General features: G+C 44.7%; 22 protein-coding genes. 15 read left to right on the top strand and 7 right to left on the bottom strand.

Annotation, left to right across the window (positions count from 1 at the left end):
- Positions 1-6: 6 nt before the first annotated feature.
- The 5 genes from ATY38_RS16800 to ATY38_RS04445 form a co-directional block, all read right to left on the bottom strand.
- Positions 7-132: a hypothetical protein gene (locus ATY38_RS16800; protein ID WP_256325510.1), complete on the bottom strand. Its 126-nt coding sequence runs from the start codon at positions 130-132 to the stop codon at positions 7-9.
- Positions 133-139: 7 nt separating this feature from the next.
- Positions 140-571 (bottom strand): type VII toxin-antitoxin system HepT family RNase toxin, encoded by a 432-nt coding sequence (gene hepT / locus ATY38_RS04460; RefSeq protein WP_062558248.1) that lies wholly within the window; start codon positions 569-571, stop codon positions 140-142.
- The gene (gene mntA, locus ATY38_RS04455) at positions 561-956 is read right to left on the bottom strand and encodes a type VII toxin-antitoxin system MntA family adenylyltransferase antitoxin (protein ID WP_062560091.1); all 396 of its coding nucleotides are present in this window, start codon (positions 954-956) and stop codon (positions 561-563) included. The genes hepT and mntA overlap by 11 nt, the downstream gene beginning before the upstream one ends.
- A 104-nt stretch (positions 957-1,060) precedes the next feature.
- Positions 1,061-3,988: an RNA polymerase-associated protein RapA gene (rapA, locus tag ATY38_RS04450; protein WP_062558247.1), complete on the bottom strand. Its 2,928-nt coding sequence runs from the start codon at positions 3,986-3,988 to the stop codon at positions 1,061-1,063.
- A 233-nt stretch (positions 3,989-4,221) separates the two neighbouring features.
- Positions 4,222-4,974, bottom strand: a complete 753-nt coding sequence (locus ATY38_RS04445) for a DUF2490 domain-containing protein (protein ID WP_062558246.1) — start codon at positions 4,972-4,974, stop codon at positions 4,222-4,224.
- A gap of 621 nt (positions 4,975-5,595) precedes the next feature.
- On the opposite strand from ATY38_RS04445, the gene ATY38_RS04440 reads away from it, so the two are divergent.
- Positions 5,596-5,907 carry a c-type cytochrome gene (locus ATY38_RS04440; RefSeq protein WP_062558245.1) on the top strand — a complete coding sequence of 104 codons (312 nt, stop codon included), beginning with the start codon at positions 5,596-5,598 and terminating at the stop codon, positions 5,905-5,907.
- An 80-nt stretch (positions 5,908-5,987) separates the two neighbouring features.
- Here ATY38_RS04440 and hemN read toward each other — a convergent pair whose 3' ends face one another.
- Positions 5,988-7,370, bottom strand: a complete 1,383-nt coding sequence (hemN, locus tag ATY38_RS04435; RefSeq protein ID WP_062558244.1) for an oxygen-independent coproporphyrinogen III oxidase — start codon at positions 7,368-7,370, stop codon at positions 5,988-5,990.
- A 232-nt stretch (positions 7,371-7,602) separates the two neighbouring features.
- Here hemN and fnr point away from each other — a divergent pair, with 232 nt between their 5' ends.
- From fnr to ATY38_RS04365, 14 genes are all read left to right on the top strand, one after another.
- Positions 7,603-8,355, top strand: coding sequence for a fumarate/nitrate reduction transcriptional regulator Fnr (fnr, locus tag ATY38_RS04430; RefSeq protein ID WP_062558243.1), 753 nt, complete (start codon positions 7,603-7,605; stop codon positions 8,353-8,355).
- Between the two features lie 259 nt (positions 8,356-8,614).
- The gene (gene rpsB, locus ATY38_RS04425) at positions 8,615-9,334 is read left to right on the top strand and encodes a 30S ribosomal protein S2 (RefSeq protein ID WP_062558242.1); all 720 of its coding nucleotides are present in this window, start codon (positions 8,615-8,617) and stop codon (positions 9,332-9,334) included.
- Positions 9,335-9,378: 44 nt separating this feature from the next.
- Entirely contained in the window at positions 9,379-10,263 is an 885-nt protein-coding gene (tsf, locus tag ATY38_RS04420) for a translation elongation factor Ts (protein WP_062558241.1), read from the top strand.
- A 25-nt stretch (positions 10,264-10,288) separates the two neighbouring features.
- Positions 10,289-11,005 (top strand): UMP kinase, encoded by a 717-nt coding sequence (pyrH, locus tag ATY38_RS04415; RefSeq protein WP_062558240.1) that lies wholly within the window; start codon positions 10,289-10,291, stop codon positions 11,003-11,005.
- A gap of 51 nt (positions 11,006-11,056) precedes the next feature.
- Entirely contained in the window at positions 11,057-11,614 is a 558-nt protein-coding gene (frr, locus tag ATY38_RS04410; protein WP_062558239.1) for a ribosome recycling factor, read from the top strand.
- Between the two features lies 1 nt (position 11,615).
- A complete protein-coding gene (gene uppS / locus ATY38_RS04405) occupies positions 11,616-12,371 on the top strand; it encodes a polyprenyl diphosphate synthase (protein WP_062558238.1) in 756 nt (251 codons plus the stop codon).
- A gap of 11 nt (positions 12,372-12,382) precedes the next feature.
- On the top strand, positions 12,383-13,207 hold the full coding sequence (locus ATY38_RS04400; RefSeq protein ID WP_062558237.1) for a phosphatidate cytidylyltransferase: 825 nt from the start codon (positions 12,383-12,385) through the stop codon (positions 13,205-13,207).
- A complete protein-coding gene (gene ispC / locus ATY38_RS04395; RefSeq protein WP_062558236.1) occupies positions 13,204-14,391 on the top strand; it encodes a 1-deoxy-D-xylulose-5-phosphate reductoisomerase in 1,188 nt (395 codons plus the stop codon). Before ATY38_RS04400 ends, ispC begins: the two co-directional genes overlap by 4 nt.
- 154 nt (positions 14,392-14,545) lie before the next feature.
- Positions 14,546-15,913, top strand: coding sequence for an RIP metalloprotease RseP (gene rseP / locus ATY38_RS04390; protein WP_062558235.1), 1,368 nt, complete (start codon positions 14,546-14,548; stop codon positions 15,911-15,913).
- Positions 15,914-15,916: 3 nt separating this feature from the next.
- Positions 15,917-18,229, top strand: a complete 2,313-nt coding sequence (bamA, locus tag ATY38_RS04385) for an outer membrane protein assembly factor BamA (protein ID WP_062558234.1) — start codon at positions 15,917-15,919, stop codon at positions 18,227-18,229.
- 29 nt (positions 18,230-18,258) lie between these two features.
- On the top strand, positions 18,259-18,786 hold the full coding sequence (locus ATY38_RS04380) for an OmpH/Skp family outer membrane protein (RefSeq protein ID WP_062558233.1): 528 nt from the start codon (positions 18,259-18,261) through the stop codon (positions 18,784-18,786).
- A 73-nt stretch (positions 18,787-18,859) separates the two neighbouring features.
- Positions 18,860-19,303, top strand: a complete 444-nt coding sequence (fabZ, locus tag ATY38_RS04375) for a 3-hydroxyacyl-ACP dehydratase FabZ (RefSeq protein WP_062558232.1) — start codon at positions 18,860-18,862, stop codon at positions 19,301-19,303.
- Between the two features lie 63 nt (positions 19,304-19,366).
- Positions 19,367-19,939, top strand: a complete 573-nt coding sequence (rnhB, locus tag ATY38_RS04370) for a ribonuclease HII (protein WP_062558231.1) — start codon at positions 19,367-19,369, stop codon at positions 19,937-19,939.
- 150 nt (positions 19,940-20,089) lie between these two features.
- A complete protein-coding gene (locus tag ATY38_RS04365) occupies positions 20,090-20,569 on the top strand; it encodes an FKBP-type peptidyl-prolyl cis-trans isomerase (protein ID WP_062558230.1) in 480 nt (159 codons plus the stop codon).
- A gap of 23 nt (positions 20,570-20,592) precedes the next feature.
- On the opposite strand, the gene mutS is transcribed toward ATY38_RS04365, so the two are convergent.
- The gene (mutS, locus tag ATY38_RS04360; protein ID WP_062558229.1) at positions 20,593-23,193 is read right to left on the bottom strand and encodes a DNA mismatch repair protein MutS; all 2,601 of its coding nucleotides are present in this window, start codon (positions 23,191-23,193) and stop codon (positions 20,593-20,595) included.
- Positions 23,194-23,212 lie beyond the last annotated feature (19 nt).

The following is a 23,212-nucleotide window of genomic DNA, read 5'->3' as shown; positions in this document are numbered from 1 at the left end:
CGCAGATTACTGGGTTTCTTCGTCGCGCACATTCGGATTGACTTGTTGCAAGGTTTTGAGGCGTTCGAGTTCCGGGGTGAAGCAAAACCACTGGATTCCCGCCTGTGCGGGAATGACGGATAGGTGCGCCACGATGCCGCTACTGCTGCCGGGAGTGCGCCGCATCCTTGAGCAACACTGCTTTGCTGTATTGCAGGAATTCATCCAGATGTTTTTCTATCACCGCTACAGTAATCGATAATTGCAGCGCCTGATAATCATGCATCGCAATGTTGCGAAACCCTACCATGCGCTTGAGTTTTTCTGCCAAGATCGCATCGATCCAGCGTGCCTGCGCCAGCAGCGTAAACACATCGCGCGCACTTTGCGGAATACCCAGCCGTTCACGCCGGATCAAGTGCTGCCCCATATCCAGCGCCGCTTCGCAGGCGCGTTGAATGTTCAGAATAGCGGCATCCTGCCGTGTGGGACTCTCGGAAAAGGTAGCGAGGTCAACCGCATATTCCTCACGCGCACGCAGCACACATCGCTCAATGGTGGCGGCCTTGTTGAGCAAGACGTCATCGGCCATACACGCTCCCCCGGTGCTGAATGTCATCGATCAGTGCATTGCGGGCCTCATCCAGCGCGGTCTTTTCGCTCAGAATGGCCACTTCATAAAGCGCCGCCTGACTGTCTTTTTGCCACCAGCGCTCGCCCGTAGTGATAATTTGGTATTGCATGACCGTCGATGCCGCCCGCAGATCGAGTAAGTCCACCGCACAGCCCGCGTCATCGGCTAATTCTCCCGCCAGATCGAACATCAGCAGTGGATCGGCATAACCGGGCACCAAAACCGCCAGATCCAGATCGCTTTCAGCACTGGAAAGACCCTGAATGCGGCTGCCAAAGGCATACAACGCCAGCAGATCGGGCCAGCGGTTTTGCACTCGCTTCACGATGATTTCTTTGTTCACGCGGCCTCCTGATTTCAAGGATTGGGATAGATTCTGGCGTGTATCATACCCTCTCATCACTGATTTCACTGCTTTTTTCGTTATTCCCGAGCGACCGGATGGCTTCACGTCGCCACAATCACCCGCACGGCATCAAGCCGCAGATTGCTGGATTTCAGTGCACCGGTCAGTTGCTGCAATTGTTGCTCGAAGAATTGAATTTCTTCGTCGCGCACGTTCGGGTTGACTTGCTGCAGCGCTTTGAGACGTTCGATTTCCGGAGCGAAAGTTTGCTGGATGCGCTTTTCGGCTGCGGAGATGAGTTGCGGGGCTTGCGCGCTGGCTTGTTGTTCGCTGACGGTTAGCAGCTCGCGGATGGTGTCTTCTTTCAGTTGGATCACTTGTTTGGCGATTCCGGTCGCGACCGGTTGCAGGTGTTGATTGACCGAATCGTGATCGAGATACGGATAGTCGCCGCTGCTTTGCTCATTCAATAGGATGCGAATCACGGCGGGAGGCAGGTAGCGGTTGCTTTGCTGCACGTTGTGTCCGCTCGCTTCGAGCACAAACAGGGTTTCCAGCAGCAAGGTGCCCGGCTGCACGCGTTTGTGTTTCAGCATGGCCACCACGGCGTTGCCGTTTTCGTGGCTCAGAATCCGCTCCATCGCGTGCGTGACCATCGGGTGTTCCCAGGTCAGAAAATGCACATCCTCATTGCTCAGCGCCACGTCGCGCGAATAGGTGATGATCGAACCTTCATCCTGCAAGCCGGGAAACGGCATGCTCATGTGTTCGCTCGGTTCGATCAGAAAGCTGCCGCTGCGGTGGTCTTCGATATGCACGCCGCAGCAATCGAATACCGTTTCCATATATTGCGGCAGCAGCGGATCGTTATCCTGCGCGCGCGCGGCTTGTGTGAGCTGTTCTGCGGCGATGGGCCGGAACGAGTTGTATTCCAATAATTTGTCGCGCCCGCGGTCGAGTGCTTCGTTCAATTCCCGGTGCGCCGTTTGCGTAACGCCGATTAATCCGGCTAGCATTTCGGCTTGAGTTTGGCGCTGATGCAATGCGGTGATGAGCTGTTCTTCGACTTTCACAAATACCGTTTGACCGGCCGGGCAGGTTTTTTCGAACGCATTCAAGCCTTCATGATACCAATGGAACATCACTGCCAGCGCGCTGTTTTCCAGGTAGGGTACGTGGATTTGGATGGTGTCGGTCTGGCCGATGCGATCGAGCCGGCCGATGCGCTGCTCGAGCAGATCGGGATTGAGCGGCAGGTCGAACAACACCAGATGATGCGCAAACTGGAAATTGCGGCCTTCGCTGCCGATTTCCGAGCAGATCAGCACCTGGCCGCCGGTTTCCTTGTCGGCAAAGAACGCCGCGGCGCGGTCGCGTTCGATCAGGCTCATGCTTTCGTGAAATACCGGGATAAATTGCCCGGTGGTTTGTTTCAGCGCTTGCGCCAGATCGCGCGCGGTTTGCGCGTTGGCGGCAATGACCAGCACTTTTTCCGGCTTTACCCGCTTGAGTGTGGCGATCAACCAATCCACGCGCGGGTCGATTTCGCTCCAGTATGGCTGATCGTCTTCGCATCGCACTTGGTAGATCAATTCCGGGCATAGCAGCAATTGCGGCTTGGATAAAGGCGTGGATTCAAATGTTACCAAGCAGGGCAGATATTCCGCCGGTATTGGCAGCGGATAGGCGACCAGCTTGCGTGCCGGAAATCCTTTGACCGCCGCGCGGGTGTTGCGGAACAGAATGCGTCCGGTACCGTGCCGGTCGAGCAATAATTCCGCGAGTTTATTCCGGGCTTGTCCGATCTGCGCTTGATCCGCCGAAGAATCTTGCAATTGCGCGATTAAAGCTTGCGCTTGATCGGAATCGAGCGTATCGGCGATGCGCTGTCCGATTTCAGCGGTTAATGCTTGGCCTTCGAGCAAGGTTTCGACCGCTTGGGCGATCGGTTCGTACGATTGCTCTTCGGTGACAAACTCGGAAAAACTGCTGAAACGGTGCGGGTCGAGCAGGCGCAGGCGGGCGTAGTGACTGGCTTTGCCCAATTGTTCCGGCGTCGCGGTTAACAGCAGCACGCCACGGGTGCACATGGCCAATTGCTCGATCATGGCGTATTGCGGGCTGGCGGCTTGTGGCGACCAGTGCAAATGATGCGCTTCGTCGACTACCAGCAAATCCCAGCGACCTTCCAATGCTTGCTGAAAACGCTTCGGATTTTGCCGCAGAAAATGCACACTGCACAGCACCAATTGCTCGCTTTGAAACGGATTTTCGCCTTGCTCATCTTTCCCGTTTTCTTCGTCTTCATCGCTTTCTTCCATAGACAAACAGCGCGCTTCGTCGAAAATGCTGAATTGCAGATTGAAACGCCGCAGCATTTCCACCAGCCATTGGTGGATCAAGGTTTCCGGCACCACGATGAGCACGCGCTTGGCACGCTCGGTGAGCAATTGCTGATGCAAAATCAATCCGGCCTCGATGGTTTTTCCCAGCCCGACTTCATCGGCCAATAACACCCGCGGCGCAAAGCGGCGGCCCACTTCATGGGCGATGTACAGTTGGTGCGGGATGAGGTTAGTGCGCGTGCCCACCAGACCGTACAGCGGTGTCTGCGCCATCCGGTTACGGATCAGCAGTGTTTGATAGCGAATCCTGAACCATTTGTCCTGATCAAACTGACCCGCGAACAAGCGTTCTGCCGGACGGTTCAATAGTAAGTGGTGTGCTAGCTGCTCTTCGGCAAGTTCCAGGCTATCTCCGCCTTCGCTAACGCCCGAATAGACGATTAATCCATTGCGCTCATTGGCGTGAGTCACTTTCAATGTAAGACCCGCTTGGCTACTGACAACATCGTCTGCCTTGAAAACCACGCGTGTCAATGGCGCGGAGTGTTTGGCATAGGAACGGATCTCACCCGCCGAGCTGAAAGTGATAGTGACAATCCTATGCTCAACATTCTGAACCGTGCCCAGTCCCAATTGTAAATCAACATCGCAGATCCATCGTTGACCCGGCTTAAAATCGTGCATGTATTACTCTGTAATTGATCGGAGCAGTATAGTAATAGAAAGTGTATCGTAATAAAAAGTGGAAAAATATTTCCACTCTTTAAATCATATACTTACTGCTATCCGAAAATACAATCAGATGTGTTTAATAATGATAATAGGAAAAATAGAGCCGGTAATTTTTTATCGCAAGAAAATTACCGGCTCAGGAGGCACGGGGTATGTCTATATAATCAGTGTTGAACGATTGATCATTAGAAATTCAGAAACAAACTCGCAATAAAATTATGCATCATTTGATCGGGGCGCGCACTGTGCGGCCGATTGATAAATTGATTCATATAACCTACTTCAACGGTCGCATACTGGTTGACTTTGTAGCCTAATCCGACGAATGCGCGGTTCTGATCGTAACCCCGGGAAATGAAAGCAGGATTATCAACGCTATTCATTGCAATAAACAATTCGCTCTGAACGATAAAACTTAGATTCTCATTTATTGACGGCATTGGAACCGCCAGTTTAACCAGTTGGCGGAACCGATGACCCACATCATCATTACCAGGATTGGCTGCATTATGGTCGAAGAAGCGTTGCTCAAAACGGCTACGCGCTGATAATCTCCCGAATGAAAAATTATCGTCCCAGGTCACCTGTTGCCAGATTCGATGTTCATTAAATGGGCGTGCCGCCAACGGTTCGGCTGTGGGTGCCCACGCATAACCGGCCCATACCACCACCTTATCGGTTAACGCATAACCCACACCCGGGCGGATCAGGGATTGCGTGAATTGCGTCGCATCATTACCAAAACGGCCTTGTCCTTCCATCCACCATCTGAATTTTTTTAAGTCCGGATTGTTTGGATTCACGAAACCAAAATTACCTTGTGAGAAAACACCTCCCCACACTTGAAAATCTTCGGCTGTGGCATCGGCGGCAACCGGATTACTGATAACGAAACCAAGTACAATAAGAATAGCAAAAATGTTTATTTTCTTGAACATAAGATCCTCTTTCAAACAGTTTGTTTCTATAAAGTTGTTAATCGGAAATACTTGTTATTTATACTAATTGAAAAACCTATCACCTTCATATCCTTATAACTTCGCTGCCACCATAACATAGCAATTGTTAATAAAATGTTAAGAAACTCAACTCCGGCAAGTAATAGGATATAAAATAATTCTATTTTATATTTAATGGCTTAACTAAAAACCAAAGAATTTTTATTGTGATTTGATTACATACAATACAGCTAATATGAGTAAACGATAACATGACAAATGTTAAGAAAATGTCAAGAAAAAGTGTTCCAACTAAGAATTACATCAATTGTTGTTTTATTACAACTTGATGTTATCTATAGGGGATATTAATGATGAAGATACTTTTGTGGAACTTGGAAACAACCTAGGGGAAATCCTGATAGTAAAAAAGAAGCAATGGAAAGGATCTGCATTTTCTAATACATTTTTTTGACGAACTGTCATAATATCGACATGTTAAGTGCGCCAAATCTCTAAATCTGATTATAAATTCTGAATATCAAATCTATATTGAATAACTCAATGTGGTATCGGGACCGATCCTGATATTTTTTAAAATAAATAACCTGGAGTCAAGAAATGAAAAAAACACATTTTTTAGTAGCAGTATCCGCGCTGTTCATCCTTGCCGGTTGCGGTGGAAGTTCGAACGATTATAGTCCGCCAGCAGATGCTTCCGGGGAGAGAATCTTTAGCACTGCCTGTAGCGAATGCCACAAACCATTGAGTGCAAACAAAGCCATGATTCTGAGTGAAAAAATGGCTAACAAGGAAGCTATTATCAAGAAATTTCAGTCAGGCAGTATGCGGATGCCCGCTTTCAAAAATATTCAAGGCGAAGCCGCCGATCGACTGGCTGAATATATTTTAACGAACAGTGAAGTCAAATAATAAATTGTTACTGATACTTGAGGATCTTTTCCGGTTCTCAAGTATATTTGTGTATCATCAGTAGTTGGTAGGTTATGGTGCTAATGCTGTTTACGTAAATACTTATCAAAGACTCCACAGATACTGTTGATAAATAACTGACCCTTCGGTGTTACAACAATCTCTTCATTATCCAAAGCAACCAAGCCGGCTTCTACATACGCTTGCAAGTCTGCCAATTCAGTTACAAAGTACTGCTTGAAATTTATTGGAAAAAAAGCTTCCACTGCGTCATAAGAAATAACCGAATGACAAATCAGCGCATACATAATTGAACGGCGTAACAGGTCATCCGCGCTTAATGCTAGACCATGGAAAATGGGAGGAATGTTTTTTTCCAATTTATCATAGTATTGCAATAAATCACATTGATTCTGATGTAAAGTCGGCCCGATGCGGCTAACTCCTGAAGCACCTAATGCTAGATGGTCACAATCAGGGTAAGTTGAAAAACCACGCACACCATAATGCAGCCTTCCTTGGCGCTGGGCAACCGCCAATGGATCATCATATCGGGCAAAAAGATTCATGCCGATATGGCTGTAGCCTGCTTCTATCAAACAAGAAATTGCCAGCAGCATCATTTCAAACTTGGCTTCTGTTTCAGGTGATTTTGTAAAACTACTATTCCTTTGTAGCTTAAGTATTCCTGCACATTGTTTATAATTCGAAAGCCTAATCTGATTTGGGTTGGTTGCAATAATTTTAAGTAGGCTATTAGCGGTTTCATCCAAATTCTGCCTAGGCAATCCATAGTTAAATTCGACTCTTACCGAATTAAATCCTGCCCTCCGGATATCGCAGATGGCTTGAACGATAGTTTCTTCGGATTGAATACGCTGTTTCGAATGATTCGTTTGTTGATCAAGATCATGTATGCCCACAACTGCGGAGTTAAATCCTATTTTGTTTAAAACTTGCATGGAACAATTTGTTAAGGGTCGTGCTGCAATCTCAATACAAAAATCACCTCCTTCAATTAAGTTAAAATACTGCTTAATTTCCTCGGTAAGCGCTCTGAGTTGAATATCACTTAAGAATGTCGTGCCTCCCCTGAAATATATCTGTTCAATTTTAGTATCACCGCTGAATAATTGCCCTTGCAGCCTTATGTTCCGCAGTAAATAATCCACGTATGTTTCAATACTGTCCTTATCAGGGGAAAAGATCTGATTGGAATGACAATAAAGGCATAATGGCCAGCAAAAAGGGACATATAACTCTAACGATAAAGGACGACGAAAGTACCCAAGTTTTCTATTATTTATCCAATCTGAATATGTATGCGCATCAAATGCTTCAACAAAATAATCAAGTCCGGGATATAAACAAGGATCGGAATAACAGCCTTCAGAGCGGTATATAAGATCCGAATTAGTCTCCGATGAGCTTGAAAATGAGTCGAGGAATTGTAATGAATACACTAGCTTCCTGCCTTGCGAAAAATACGCTCAATAGTCATCATATCGATATAGCACCCCCGTATTATCCATTCGGTCAAATCACTTACTTGCTATATTTTTGCTATCCAAAAATGTTGTCCGCCCGTCGTCGTATTAACGTAAAATTGTAAAAGAGTTAAAAAAATTGGTTTTGATACAGATCAATCGGCGTACTAATAAAATAGGATTTAAAACCCTACCGTTGGAAAATAGTTTGCTACACGATAGTTCACAACCCGGCCATCTTGATATTAAGCAAATAAGGTCAAGCTGCGCGACTTGCAGTTTGCGTGAGTTATGTTTGCCAGTCGGGCTTAATGATCAGGAAATCCAGATACTGGGTGATGTTGTTAGCCATAAACGCAAGGTTCGGCGCGGAGGATATCTACATCAATCAGGCTTAAAATTTCAATCACTGTTTGCCATTCGTAGTGGCTTTCTAAAAACTTGTGTACTTGAAGAGGATGGACGTCAACAAGTTACAGGTTTCCATATGACCGGAGAGTTGTTGGGGCTGGATGCCATCAGCACAGAAATACATACTTGTGATGCGATAGCGCTTGAGGACAGTGAGGTTTGTGAAATTCCTTTTACCAAACTGGAAGAGATTGGTATTATAATTCCGTCGCTTATGCGTCACTTCCATAAAATCATGAGCCGTGAAATAGTACGGGATCATAGTGTAATGCTATTATTGGGCAGTATGAAGGCAGAGGAACGCTTAGCTTCATTTTTACTTAATTTATCGCGTCGCTTCTTTTTGCGTGGTTATTCCGAAACCGATTTTAATTTACGCATGACACGTGAAGAAATTGGCAGTTATCTTGGCCTTAAGCTGGAGACGGTTAGCCGCGCATTTTCCAAGCTTCAGGAAGAAAATATCATTACCGTAGATCATAAGCACGTTCGGATAAATGATATTAATCGCTTAAAAATCAAAATGGGTAATTCATCCTGCATTACTTAATAAACAATAATTCCAATGGGCTGAATAATAATTTGTTTGCCCCATCATTTGATGAAGAGGAAATTTATTTCTTTTCAAGCAAACAAATGACCCATACTCACTCTCGTAACCTATCAGCTTGAGTAAGTAAACAAAAATGTTATAATATACAGATAATTTGGTGATTCACGCATATATGCACACCGGATTAAATTCACACATTTGCCTGAAAATAATTGGATATCAAGGTAAATGGAGGCTCAATCCTTAAGGAGAACTTATGTCAGTAACCATGCGACAAATGCTGGAAGCAGGTGTACATTTTGGACATCAAACGCGCTTCTGGAACCCCAAAATGGCACCCTATATTTTCGGCCATCGTAACAAAATCCACATCATAAATCTTGAAAAAACCTTGGTGATGTACGAAGAAGCCATGAAATATATACGTCTATTATCAGCAAACAAGGGAGTGATTTTATTTGTCGGTACAAAAAGACAGGCGCGGGATATTGTGCGCGAAGAAGCAATGCGCTGCGGATCTCCCTATGTCGACCAACGCTGGTTGGGTGGAATGCTGACTAATTTTAAAACCATTAAACAATCTATCAAACGCTTACAAGACATGGAAAACATGGTTCAAGACGGAACCCTGGATAAGCTTGTAAAAAAAGAAGCGCTTGATCTTCAGAGAGAGCTGGATAAGCTCAACAGCAGCTTAGGTGGAATCAAAGATATGAAAGGTTTGCCGGATGCGCTATTTGTTATTGATGTTGGATATCAAAAAGGAGCTATCACAGAAGCAAGAAAGCTTGGCATTCCTGTAATTGGAGTAGTCGATACTAATCACAATCCGGATAATTTGCACTATGTCATTCCTGGAAATGACGATTCCAGTCGTGCAATACGTCTATACGCCCGCGGTGCGGCAGATGCGATCCTGGAAGGGCGCAATCAGGCGATTCAAGAAATCGTTGAAATGACTACTGAAGCTGAATAGAGACCTATTTTCTTTTATTGATTAATTTTGTTCCTGGAGTAAATATGGCGGAAATTACCGCAAGCATGGTCAAAGAATTGCGTGAAATGACCGGGCTGGGCATGATGGAGTGCAAAAAAGCATTAGCAGAGACCGGCGGCGATATGAGGGCAGCAGAAGATCTGTTAAGGATTAAAAGTGGTGCCAAGGCAAGTAAAGCCGCCGGGCGGGTTGCGGCGGAAGGTGTGATTGGAGCATATATTTCAGCAGACAGAAAATGTGGTGCGCTGATTGAAGTTAACTGTGAGACAGACTTTGTCGCCAGAAATGAAGATATTATTACTTTCGCTAAAAGCCTGGCTGAATTGAGTGCGACAAAAAATATACTCGATACCGCAGCTTTAAGCGATGCAAATTTGCCAAGTGGTGAAACGGTTGAAGCAGTTCGCAAGGCATTGATTATGAAACTGGGTGAGAATATAAGTATTCGCCGTTGCGGTCGCCACGTAACACAAGGCCAATTGGCTCATTATCTACATGGAACCAAGATCGGCGTAATGGTGGATTTTACTGGAGGAGATGAATCTCTAGGTAAAGATCTGGCTATGCACATTGCGGCAAGTAAGCCTATGTGTGTCTCCAAAGAACAAGTATCTGCTGATACTTTAGCGCATGAGCGTGAGATTTTTACTGCACAGGCGGCTGAAAGTGGCAAGCCGGAAAATATTATCGAAAAAATGGTTGATGGACGCATTGCAAAATATCTTGCTGAAATCACACTATTAGGTCAGCCTTTTGTAAAAGACCCGGAACAGACGATAGAAAAATTACTGGCGCAAAAATCTGCAAAAGTTAATGCTTTCACTATGTTTGTGGTAGGTGAAGGAATAGAAAAGAAAACTGAGAATTTTGCAGATGAAGTTAAGGCTCAGATGGAACAAGCAAAGTAAACCAAGTCTTTTCAATATATTATCGATGACTGCCCCAATCTATAAACGCATTTTACTGAAACTATCCGGCGAAGCTCTGATGGGTGAAGACAAGTATGGAATTAACCATGCTGTAATGGGAAGGATTGTTGCCGAAATTGAGGAAGTTAGTAAACTGGGGATTGAAATTGCCATTGTTGTTGGTGGCGGAAATATTTTTCGCGGGATGAAGTCAGCCAACGACGGATTGGAACGTGTAACTGCTGATTATATGGGCATGTTGGCCACTGTAATGAATGCCTTGGCGTTGCAAGACGCGATGAAACTAGTTGGGCTGGTGCCGCGAATACAATCTGCTTTGCGTATCGAGCAAGTTGTAGAACCTTATGTCCGCGGACGTGCTATACGTTATTTGAAAGATGGAAAAATAGTCATATTTGCGGCAGGTACCGGTAATCCGTTTTTTACCACTGATACTGCAGCCGCTTTGCGCGGTATGGAAATGAATGTCGATATCATGTTAAAAGCTACCAAAGTGGATGGAATTTACACGAGCGATCCTAAAATTGATCTTGAGGCAACACGCTTCCACAAATTAACATTTGACGAAGCGATTGCTAAAAATTTACAGGTAATGGATGCAACGGCATTAACGCTATGCCGTGACCAGAAATTACCGCTTAGCGTATTTAGTATTTTCAAGGCTGGTGCACTTAAACGTATAATAACAGGCGAGGATGAAGGAACTTTGGTAACAGTCTGATTCCAAAATAATTGTAGCCTCGTGAAAATTGATGCATAAGGGAACGACATTATGATTGTCGATGTAAAAAAATCTGCTGAACAAAAAATGCAAAAGAGTCTTGAAGCATTAAAAGTAGATTTGAGTAAAGTCAGAAGTGGACGGGCTCATGCTGGTTTTTTAGATCATATCACCGTGGATTATTACGGAACGCAAACCCCCATTAACCAAGTAGCCAATATCAATCTAATCGATGCACGTACGATTGGTGTCATTCCTTGGGAGAAAAAAATGGGGAATGTAATTGAGAAAGCCATCCGTGAGTCTGATTTAGGTTTAAATCCTATGCCTGTAGGTGAGACTATTCGTGTACCCATGCCCCCCCTCACTGAAGAGCGTCGTCGCGATCTGATTAAAGTAGTTAAACAAGAAGCGGAAAACGTTCGTATTGCCATGCGTAATATTCGTCGGGATGCCAATACTCACCTGAAAGATTTATTAAAATCCAAGGAAATTTCTGAAGATGATGAACGTCGTGGTCAAGATGAAATTCAAAAATTAACGGATCGCTATATCACGGAAATTGATAAAATTTTGCAAATCAAGGAAACCGAACTAATGGCTGTTTGATATGCCTCAAGGTCCAAGCTCAACTAGAGAAATACCTGAAACTGGCTCAATACCCAAACATATTGCTATCATTATGGATGGTAATGGCCGTTGGGCTAAAACTCGCTATATGCCTCGGATTGCGGGACATAAGCAAGGTGTTGAAACAGTTCGCGGCGTTATCAAAGCCTGCATAGAACGCAATATTCCATATCTCACTCTGTTTGCTTTTAGCAGCGAAAATTGGCGGCGCCCGGTAGATGAAGTAACCTCTTTAATGCAGCTTTTCCTTGGTGCGCTGGAACAAGAGATCACCAGGCTGCATGAAAACGGTATTTGCTTTAAAGTTATTGGTGATCTATCAAAATTCGAACCAAAGATAACTGAATTCATCCGAATTGGCGAACAGCTAACCGCAGAAAATAAACGTCTTACCTTCACTATAGCTGCCAACTATGGCGGGCGCTGGGATATCATGCAGGCCATGCGTAAAATGATGATGCAGTCTGCCGAACTGCCCTTGAATTTTGAAGAGGAAAATCTAGCGCAATATCTTGCACTGAGCTATGCCCCGGAACCGGACCTGTTTATCCGGACTGGTGGAGAATATCGCATCAGTAATTTCTTATTATGGCAGCTTGCTTATACTGAATTGTATTTTACCGATACATTATGGCCTGATTTCGATGAGCATGAACTTGAACGAGCGATTCAATCTTATCAGCAACGTGAGCGCCGGTTTGGCTGCACCAGTGAACAGATTCAAGTAGCAGGATAAAATCACCTCTCATGTTTAAGACCCGCGTTCTTACTGCTGCCGTTATACTCCCTTTATTCTTGTCAGCATTATTTTTATTGCAGGATATATTTTGGGCTATCGTGCTACTTGCCCTTTCGATTATCGGATCTCGCGAATGGAGCCGATTAGCCGGATTCTCAGTAAAAAATACAATAATCTTTATGCTCCTGACTACTTTGGCAGGAGGGGAATTGTTGTTTCAAATGAGTGAATCGATAAAAGCTAATGTATATTCTGTTGATTTGATCTGGGTGTATGTCCTATCAGTGGCTTTCTGGACGATTGGTGTACCGCTATATCTGAAACAGGCGTACACGATAAAAAGCCCCTTAACCTTGATGCTGATTGGTTGGATATTGTTGTTACCAACCTGTCTCGCACTTTATCAGCTACGTGCTATCAGTCCACTTCTTTTATTGGGGTTTATGGCGACAATCTGGATTTCCGACACAGCAGCTTATTTCACAGGAAAATCATTGGGTAAGCATAAACTTGCCGACCGGATTAGTCCGAATAAAACTTGGGAAGGTGTCGCTGGAGCCTTAATTGCAGTATTAATTTACGCGCTAATCTGGGATTTCTGGTTTATCGAAGAACCTTTAGCACTATTGTTAATACCACTGCTTTTACTGATGGCTATATTAGGCATTGTCGGAGATTTATATGAATCACTTATGAAGCGTCATGCCGGTGTAAAGGATAGTGGAAGTATTTTGCCAGGCCATGGTGGTATTTTAGATCGAATTGATGCTTTAATTTCGTCATTGCCATTTGCCATTCTGGCCTTACTAATTTTTTATGCACCCGTATCATGAAAACCACCCGTAAAATCACTATACTCGGATCAACCGGCAGTATCGGGGTAAGCACATTAGATGTAATTGCACGCCATCCTGATCGTTTTCAAGCTTTTGCATTAACAGCTCACAATAATGTTGAAAAAATGTTGTCGCAGTGTCAACGTTTTCAACCAAGGTTTGCAGTCATGTTGGATCAGAAAAGCTCCGAACAGCTTGCTGGTGCAATTAAAACAGCGAATATCAAGACGGAAGTTTTATCAGGAATCGAATCCCTGGAAAAGGTAGCTTCACTCCCGGAAGTGGATACAGTGATGGCCGCTATTGTAGGCGCTGCTGGCATTCGCCCCACATTTGCGGCAGCACAAACAGGCAAACTGGTATTGTTAGCCAATAAAGAAACCCTGGTAATGGCCGGCCGTATATTCACAGATTTGGTAAAACAGCACCATGCCACACTACTGCCCATTGATAGCGAGCATAACGCAATCTATCAATCACTACCCCATCATTTCAATGGTGATTTAGTCGCTGCAGGTATCAGTCACATACTACTCACAGCCTCAGGCGGACCGTTCCGATGCGCATCTTTAGATTCCCTGAAAACCGTGACCCCGGAACAAGCATGTGCGCACCCCAATTGGGACATGGGACAAAAAATTTCCGTAGATTCCGCCACCATGATGAATAAAGGATTGGAAGTCATTGAAGCGCACTGGTTGTTTGAAGCACCCCCGGATAAAATTCAAGTAGTCATTCACCCCCAAAGTGTGATTCACTCTATGGTTGCGTATGTAGACGGCTCGGTCATTGCACAACTTGGTAACCCGGACATGCGAACACCCATTGCTCATGCAATGGGGTATCCCGAGCGAATAGAAAGTGGCGTATCGGCTTTAGACATGTTTAAGGTGGCTCATCTTGATTTTGAAGCGCCTGATTTCGAAAGATTTCCATGCCTGGACTTGGCCTATCAAGCGCTGCGTGCCGGTGGAAATATGCCGGCAGTGTTGAATGCTGCAAATGAGGTAGCAGTAGAATCTTTTCTTCAAAAACGCATGGTATTTACAGCAATTCCTACCATGATTAAACATGTCATGCAGACAATACAACAAGAAGAAATGATGACGCTGGATGATGTTTTAAGAACAGACAAACTGGCTCGAGCTAAATCCCACGAATGGCTTGCAAACTTACAATAAAGCACGCTGACTCAGAAAGAAAATTGCTGGTAAATGACCGGATTCAATTTTCTTAATTAATGGTAGTATCCCAACATCCATTTTTTGTAACATACGATAGAAATGCGGTGAAGTTAAAATTAATACACATTTGTCTTAAGCGCAATAAATAGATATGTCAATAACTTATACAATTATTTCTTTCATTATTGCCTTAGGCACATTGATAACTTTTCACGAATTTGGCCATTATTTGGTGGCACGATGGAATCGCGTAAAAGTATTACGATTTTGCATCGGCTTTGGTCAACCCATTTTTCGCAGGCGCTGGGGAAAAGACCAGACTGAATGGGTAATTGCTGCGATTCCATTAGGTGGTTATGTCAAGATGCTCGATGAGAATGAAGGCAAAGTGGCTTCTGAAGACTTACCTCGCGCTTTTAACCGACAGCCGGTAGCCCGTCGCTTTGCTATCGTCGCCGCCGGCCCCATTGCCAATTTCTTACTCGCCATTGTTCTATATTGGTTAATTTTTATTCTAGGTGTCACCGGAATGAAACCCGTGCTGGGTCCGGTCGAACCCGCTACGCCTGCTGCTAAGGCAGAGTTTACAATGGGTGAAACCATTGTCAGCATCGAAAATGAGCCTGTTTCCAGCTGGCAGGATGCTCGCTGGGCTTTGTTGCGATATGCCGTCAATCAGTCTGTCAGTGTAAAAGTGCAGACCATTAATAACAATGGCGAAATTAATTTGCGGCAATTGGATTTAAGTCAGATCGATCCCGACAAGCTCAATGAAAATTTTCCCGGAATTATAGGGTTTAGCGGCTACCAACCGGTAGTAAAACCTGTTATTGGACAAGTCATCTCTGACGGCGTTGGTTATCATGCCGGTATGCAAGTCGGTGATGAAATTATTGCAGTCAATAATACCGAGATTCATACCTGGATGGATTTTGTGCAGGAAATACGCGCAAATCCAGAGCATTTACTGGAACTGGAAATTTTGCGCAGTAATCGAATGATCATGCTGAAGGTTACTCCTGAGGCATCTCTGGAGAATAATCAGCGAATAGGCAAAATAGGTGTTGCGCCTATCGTCAACCAGGCGGAATTTGAAGAATTATTGGTTACTGTCAGTTATTCACCTGGTACAGCATTGCAGAAAGCTGCTGAGAAAACTTGGGAAACAACCGTACTGACACTGCAGATGTTGTCTAAAATGATTACCGGCGATGTATCGTGGAAAAATGTCAGCGGGCCGATCTCTATTGCTGATTATGCCGGTCAATCCGCACAAATGGGATTAACGTCTTATCTCGCTTTTCTTGCACTGATCAGTGTTAGTATTGGCGTGTTGAATTTACTGCCAATTCCCATACTCGATGGCGGGCATCTCATGTATTATCTTATTGAGATGGTCAAAGGTAGCCCACTCTCAGATAAGGCAATCATTATTGGTCAGAAAATTGGTTTGATTATGCTGTTTACACTTATGACGTTTGCCATCTACAACGACATTAGTCGGCTTATTACTGGTTAAATAATGAGATTCCAGTATTTCGTTGCATTAATCGCCTTTTTTTACGTATTTCCATCTTGGGCGAGCGAATCTTTCATTGTTGAAGATATTCGTGTTGAAGGCATCCAGCGTACTGAAGCAGGCACTGTATTTAGTTATTTACCCATTAAAGTCGGTGAAGTACTGGATGCGGAAAAAGCCACAGAGGCGATTAAGGCACTTTATGCAACCGGTTTTTTTAAAGATGTAAAATTAAAGAATGAGAATAACATTCTGATTGTAGAAGTTATTGAGCGTCCTGCGATTGCACAGATCAGTATCAATGGTGCCAAAGAATTTGAGAAAGATAAACTGCTTGAAGGCTTAAAACAGGCGGGCATATCCGAATCCCGAATTTTCAGTCGATCGCTTCTGGAACGAGCCGAGCTGGAATTAAAACGACAATACATCAGCCGTGGCAAATATGCCGTCAAAATTACAACGACTTCAACACCACTGGAACGTAATCGTGTCGGAATAAATTTTGATATTAATGAAGGCCGCACTGCCCGAATAAAAAGAATAAGTTTTGTCGGCAACGAAAAATTTCCTGATAAAGAACTGCGCAGTATACTGGTACTTAGAAGACCCGATTTACTCAGTTGGTTCACTAAAAACGATCAATATTCAAAACAAAAGCTCTCCGCTGACCTTGAGACACTTCGCTCGTATTATCTTGATCGTGGTTACCTGGAATTCAATATCGAATCCACTCAAGTTTCCATAACGCCTGATTTACGCGATATCTATATCACCATTAACGTGACGGAAGGCGCTCAATATTCAGTCTCCGATATCAAGGTGGCGGGAGAAACTATCATACCCGAGGAAGAAATTCACAAACTAATATTACTCAAAAATGGGGATGTTTTTGTACGTGAGAAATTAACCGAATCCATCAAATTAATCACTGATCGATTAGGCGATGATGGGTATGCTTTTGCTAATATTAATGCTTCCCCTGAAATAGATTATGAAAATCGGCAGGCTGCTTTTACATTTTTTATTGATCCGGGCAAGCGGGTATACGTTCGCCGTATCGATATTGAAGGTAACGATCGCACCCGCGATGAAGTCATACGGCGTGAATTTCGCCAAATGGAAGGCGCTTGGCATTCCACAAGTCAAATTAATCTCTCTAAAGTCAGAGTTGATCGTTTAGGGTTTTTCAACAGTGTCGATGTAGAAACGCCAGCGGTACCCAATAAAACCGACCAGGTAGACATCAAAGTCAGAGTTGAAGAGCGGCCAACCGGATCTATCATGTTTGGCGCGGGCTATTCCGATCGTCAGGGGATCATTTTGAATGCCTCAATTTCTCAGAATAATATTTTTGGCACGGGCAATTTTTTTAGTCTTGATGCTAACCGTGGCGCCATTAACGAAACCTACTCCGCATCCTTTACCAATCCTTATGCCACAGTGGATGGCGTAAGCTTCGGTGTGGATGCTTACAAGCGTGTTTTGGATACACGCGCATTAACACAATTTGGCTCGTTCAAGACAGACACCTTGGGTGCCGGTTTCAGACTTGGAATACCGATTGCAGAAAATGATATTGTTTCGGTTGGCTTGGCCGCGGAAAATACCTCGATCGGTACATTTGAAAACAGTCCACAACGTTATAAGGATTTTGTTAATGAATTTGGCACATCAACCAATAATTTTCCGGCAACCTTAAGCTGGGCACGTGACCGGCGTGATAGCGCCATTTGGCCAACCTCAGGAACAACGCATCGATTATTCGGCGAAGTCAGCGTACCGGGCGGAGATTTAAATTACTACAAAGTCAGTTACAATCAGAAATGGTATTTTCCGATCACTGATTTCTTTACGCTTCTGATTAATACGGAATTTGGTTATGGCGATGGTTACAGAGGAAAAAGTCTTCCTTTTTTCAAAAACTTTTTTGCCGGAGGTAATAACTCGGTCCGGGGTTATGATCTGAATTCTTTGGGTCCTCGCGATGACACATTGCTTCCCAGTAATGTTGCTACGACTACCCGAAGATTGCTGGCAGTCGGCGCTAGCAAACGTGTGGTCGGAAATATTGAGCTGATGTTTCCTGTCCCATTCTTGCGCGATGACCGATCATTACGTTTTAGCGTGTTTGTTGACGGGGGTACTACATTTAACCAGTTCAGCGAATTGAATAATTTCATGCGTTACTCAACCGGTATTGCGTTAACCTGGATATCTCCCATGGGGCCACTGAAAGTCAGTTTAGCAGAGCCATTAAATGATATACCGGCTGATAACCTGCAAAGATTCCAATTCATGTTCGGACAACAATTTTAATTTCTGCCGGGAATTTGCTTCAGGTGATAATGCACAAACGAATCTATCGCTGCTGGTTCAATACGATGATGGTTTTATTCACTATAGCCATCACTTGTAATTCCGTAGCTGCCGCCTGTGATATTAAAATTGGCGTAGTCAATACCGAACAAATTCTGCGTGAATCCATGCCAGCCATACAAGCTCAAAAAAAAATCGAACAGGAATTTGTTCCACGTGATGAAGCTATCAAAAAAATGGTGATTAAAGCCAAAACGCTGCAAGACAAGCTAGAAAAAGAAAGCATTAACATGGAAGAATCTGATCGGCGCAATTTGGAAAGGAATCTTGCCAATTTAAGTCGCGAGTATCAACGCGCCCAAAAGCAAATGCGTGAAGACCTGAGCGTACGCCAGAATGAAGAATACAGTATGATTCTAGAGCGTACCAACCGTGCTATCAGTAAAATCGCAGAAAATGAAAATTATGATCTGATTTTACAATTACAAGACTCTGTTTACAGAAGTCAACGCATCGACATTACCGACAAAGTGATCAAAGCGCTCGATAAAGAATAAGCACCGCTTCCAGCACACGCCGCTGATCCAGTGACATTGAACCCAGGACCAAACCTAACAGGGAAATAACACCATGAGTAGCATGAATATCCACGAAATCTTAAAATATCTTCCGCATCGCTATCCACTTTTGCTAGTAGATCGGGTAATTTCATATGAAGCGGGTAAAGATATCGTCGCATTAAAAAATGTTTCTATCAACGAGCCTTTCTTTTCCGGGCATTTCCCCCATCATCCAGTGATGCCGGGGGTTTTGATTGTTGAGGCACTCGCTCAAGCAGCCGCTATTCTGACCCTTAGAACAGAGAATACAACGAATAAGGAAGATACGGTTTATTACTTTGTAGGTATCGATGGCGTTCGTTTCAAGAAACCCGTCATGGCCGGTGATCAGTTAATTCTAAAAGTTTCTATCCAGAGAAAAATCAAAGGTTTATGGAAGTATTCAACACGCGCTGAAGTGGATGATCAGCTTGTCACCGAGGCACAGCTTATGTGTACTTCCCGGAGTGTGTAAGCACTGTAATTGAACTAGCCGTCAAATCAGGAGTGCTAACGCATTGAAACGTCAACTATCGAATTGATTTGCGGTGTCGACGAAGCTGGCAGAGGGCCATTGGCTGGGCCAGTCTATGCGGCTTGTGTTGTCTTGGATCAAACCTTCATAATAGATGGATTGGCTGATTCCAAGAAACTAAGCGAAAGAAAGCGAAACGCACTGGCAGTCACAATCAAGAAACAGGCTAAAGCATGGTCAATTTCCTATGCCTCGGTACAGGAAATTGACCGCATGAATATCCTTCAGGCAAGTTTGCTGGCCATGAAGCGCGCTGTCGAAAACCTGCCTTTCGTGCCCGATATTGTACTGGTCGATGGTAATCAAAGTCCGCATTTGCACTGTCCAATGCGAACAATCGTTCGCGGTGATAGCTTAATCCCCGAGATCTCTGCCGCTTCGATACTGGCTAAAACTGCGCGTGACGCTGAAATGCAAAGATTGCACAGGCATTTTCCCGGATATGGATTCGATAAACATAAAGGATATCCAACCAAGGCGCATTTGGCTGCCCTACAGCGGTATGGGGCTTGTGCAATTCACCGGCAAAGTTTTGCGCCTGTCAGGACATTACAATTCAAGCAAAATCAAGATTGAATCATTAATTGTTCAACTACGGTTATTCCGGATCAAGGAAAATAATAACTTTGTGCGTATAATGACGGCTATTCAATCAATGCTGCCAATACATAATCGCTTTGATTGTTATAAGCATTTGAGCTCTTAATCAAACCAAGGAAATTTACTATGCGCGTGGAAAAAAATACTGTCGTTTCTCTTAACTATGAATTGTCGGATGCTTCAGGAGAAATTCTGGAAAAAACAGATACGCCCATCAGTTATTTGCATGGCGGTTACGGAGGCATTTTTCCCCTGGTCGAAGAAGCATTACACGAAATGGAAACGGGTCATTCATGCTCCATCACCATGGAGCCGGAGGACACTTTTGGTGAGTATGATGCGGAACTGGTTCGTGTTGAGCCGCGCGATTCTTTTCCTACTAATGTGACCGTTGGCATGCATTTTGAAGGTGGCGCTGAAGATTCGGACGACTTTATCGTCTATAAAGTCACTGATGTCACGGATGATAGCGTTATTGTTGACGGTAATCATCCTTTCGCAGGCATGAAACTAAATTTCGCATGCACAATAACCGACGTCCGTCCGGCCACAGCAGAAGAAATTTCTCATGAACATGTGCATGGCGCGCATGGTCATGAGCATTAACAAGTTCCTGGTTGGATAAAAATTCAGCTGTCATGTTCGCTGTCTGTCATTTTTTTCAGTAAATAAATCTGCTCCAATGCCTGCATGGGACTGAGTTTGTCAGGCGAAAGATTTCGAAGCATTGGAATTACGGGGTGTTCTTGCATAACAATCCCTTCCGGCTCCGAAATCGAAAAAGCGAATAAGTCCAATTGCGGCTCCCTATTGATACTTTCCTGCTCGAGATTAATCAGGTATTTTCTTGCTACTCTAATCGCCGATTCAGGAACCCCTGCCAATGCTGCCACTTGCAAACCATAGCTCTGACTCGCGGGGCCTTCAGTGACTTTATGCAGAAAGACAATATGTTGTTTATATTCCACAGCATCCAGATGAACGTTCTTGACTTGCTTAAACTCATCTGCAAGTTTTGTCAGCTCGAAGTAATGCGTAGCAAATAAAGTAAGACTGCGGTTTTTTGTCAGTAAATGCCGAGCAATAGCAAACGCTAGCGCCAAACCATCAAAAGTCGATGTACCGCGACCAACTTCATCCATCAGTACCAGACTCTGGGCTGTTGCGTTATGGAGTATATTGGCTGTTTCCGTCATTTCCACCATAAACGTGGAACGGCCGCTGGCAAGATCATCGGCGGCACCGATACGGGTAAAGATTTGATCGAGTATGCCAATGCACGCCTTTTTAGCCGGAACGTAACACCCACAATGCACAAGCAAGCTAATCAGTGCTATTTGTCGCATGTAGGTAGATTTCCCACCCATGTTGGGGCCGGTAATCAACAACATGTGCTGTGTTCCGATTTGTTTGGTGCCTAACTGAACATCGTTAGCGACAAAGTTTTCAACTTGGCTTTCTACCACCGGATGGCGGCCGGTATCGATGCTAACAATATTTTCACTGGATAAATAAGGTACAGTGTAGTCAAGCACTTGCGCACGCTCTGCCAATGTGCATAGCACATCGATCTCGGCAACGCTGAGCGCCATTTTCTGTAATGCATCAACATGCTGTAACAGTGCCTCGATTAATTCATCGTATAAATATTTTTCTCGCGCCAGCGCCCGATCCTGCGCCGATAATGCCTTGTCTTCAAAAGTTTTCAGTTCAGGCGTAATATAGCGTTCCGCACTTTTTAGAGTTTGTCTGCGCCGATAATCCGCAGGAATTTTCTCGCTATGCGCATGCGTGACTTCGATATAGAAACCGTGCACGCGGTTATATTCGACTTTCAGATTGGGAATACCGGTACGTTCCTTCTCACGAATTTCCAGCTGTAACAAAAATTCTCCGCAATTGTTTTGCAATGCTCGTAATTCATCCAATTCAGCATCATATCCATCGGCAATCACATTGCCCTCGCGCAACACCACACCGGGCTCTTCCAGCAAGGCTGTATTCAAGAGCTCACCAAACGCAGGCTTAACTTGCAGCGCCTGAATCAATTGATCAATTCTCTCGCTCTGGCACTGCGCAATCGTTGTAGAAATTTCCGGAAATAGTTTCATGCTGTCGCGCAAACCCGATAAATCCCTCGGACGCGCTGATTTAAGTGCAATACGCGCCGTAATCCGCTCAATATCCACGATCTGCCGTAAAAGATTGCGCACCGCCACATAGCTATTTGATCCATTTTCTCCAATCAAGGCGGTAATGCTATCCAGCCGTTTTTGAATTTCGCCTCGATCGCGCAATGGATGATGTAACCAAAATTGCAATAAACGGCTGCCCATATTGGTTGAGCAAGTATCCAGCAAAGACAATAGCGTGGGCGATCTTTCACCCCGGATGGTTTCAGAAATTTCGAGATTGCGGCGGGTTGCGGCATCCATGCGGACATAAATACTTTCCCGCTCAGCTTGTAATGATGTGATATGAAGTGCAGCCGCCCCCTGTGTTAAACGCGCATATTCCAATAACGCGCTCGCCGCGCACAGAGCCGTAGACAAATCCTCACAGCCAAAACCGCAAAGATCATGCGTTTCAAATTGTCGTTTCAGGTTGTTGATCGCGTTATCGCGATCAAATTGCCACGCAGGTAATCGCTTTATAACCCAATTCTTTCCTTGCAACTCATCCAACATAAGCGCTTCAGGGATAAGAATTTCTGCTGGCTGCAAGCGCTCGAATTCGCTGAGTATATTTTGCGGCGATGTCTCCATTATACGTAATTGGCCCGCAGCCAAATTCAACCATGCCAATCCCAGAATCGACTCCTGTATCCATAATGACAGCAAAATACAGTTGCGCTTATCCTCCAGTAAAGCTGCATCCGTTAATGTTCCGGGTGTAATGATACGGACAACCTCGCGTGCTACCGGTCCTTTACTGGTAGCCGGATCACCTACTTGTTCACAAATCGCAATGGATTCGCCTGCCTTGACCAGCTTAGCCAGATATTGCTCGGCTGCATGATAGGGTACCCCCGCCATCTTGATTGGCTCCCCTGCAGAAGCGCCGCGCCGCGTTAATGTGATCCCAAGCAGTTTTGCAGCTTTCTCGGCATCATCAAAAAACAACTCATAAAAATCCCCCATGCGATAAAACATCAACATATCCGGATACTGTGCCTTAATGCGCAAGTATTGCTGCATCATCGGCGTATGCTGCTCTTTAGGGGGTGTCATCTGTTAAATTTAGGGCTGT

The sequence above is a fragment of the Nitrosomonas ureae genome (assembly GCF_001455205.1).
Taxonomy (GTDB): Bacteria; Pseudomonadota; Gammaproteobacteria; order Burkholderiales; family Nitrosomonadaceae; genus Nitrosomonas; species Nitrosomonas ureae.
This window is presented reverse-complemented; position numbering and strand designations above follow the sequence as displayed.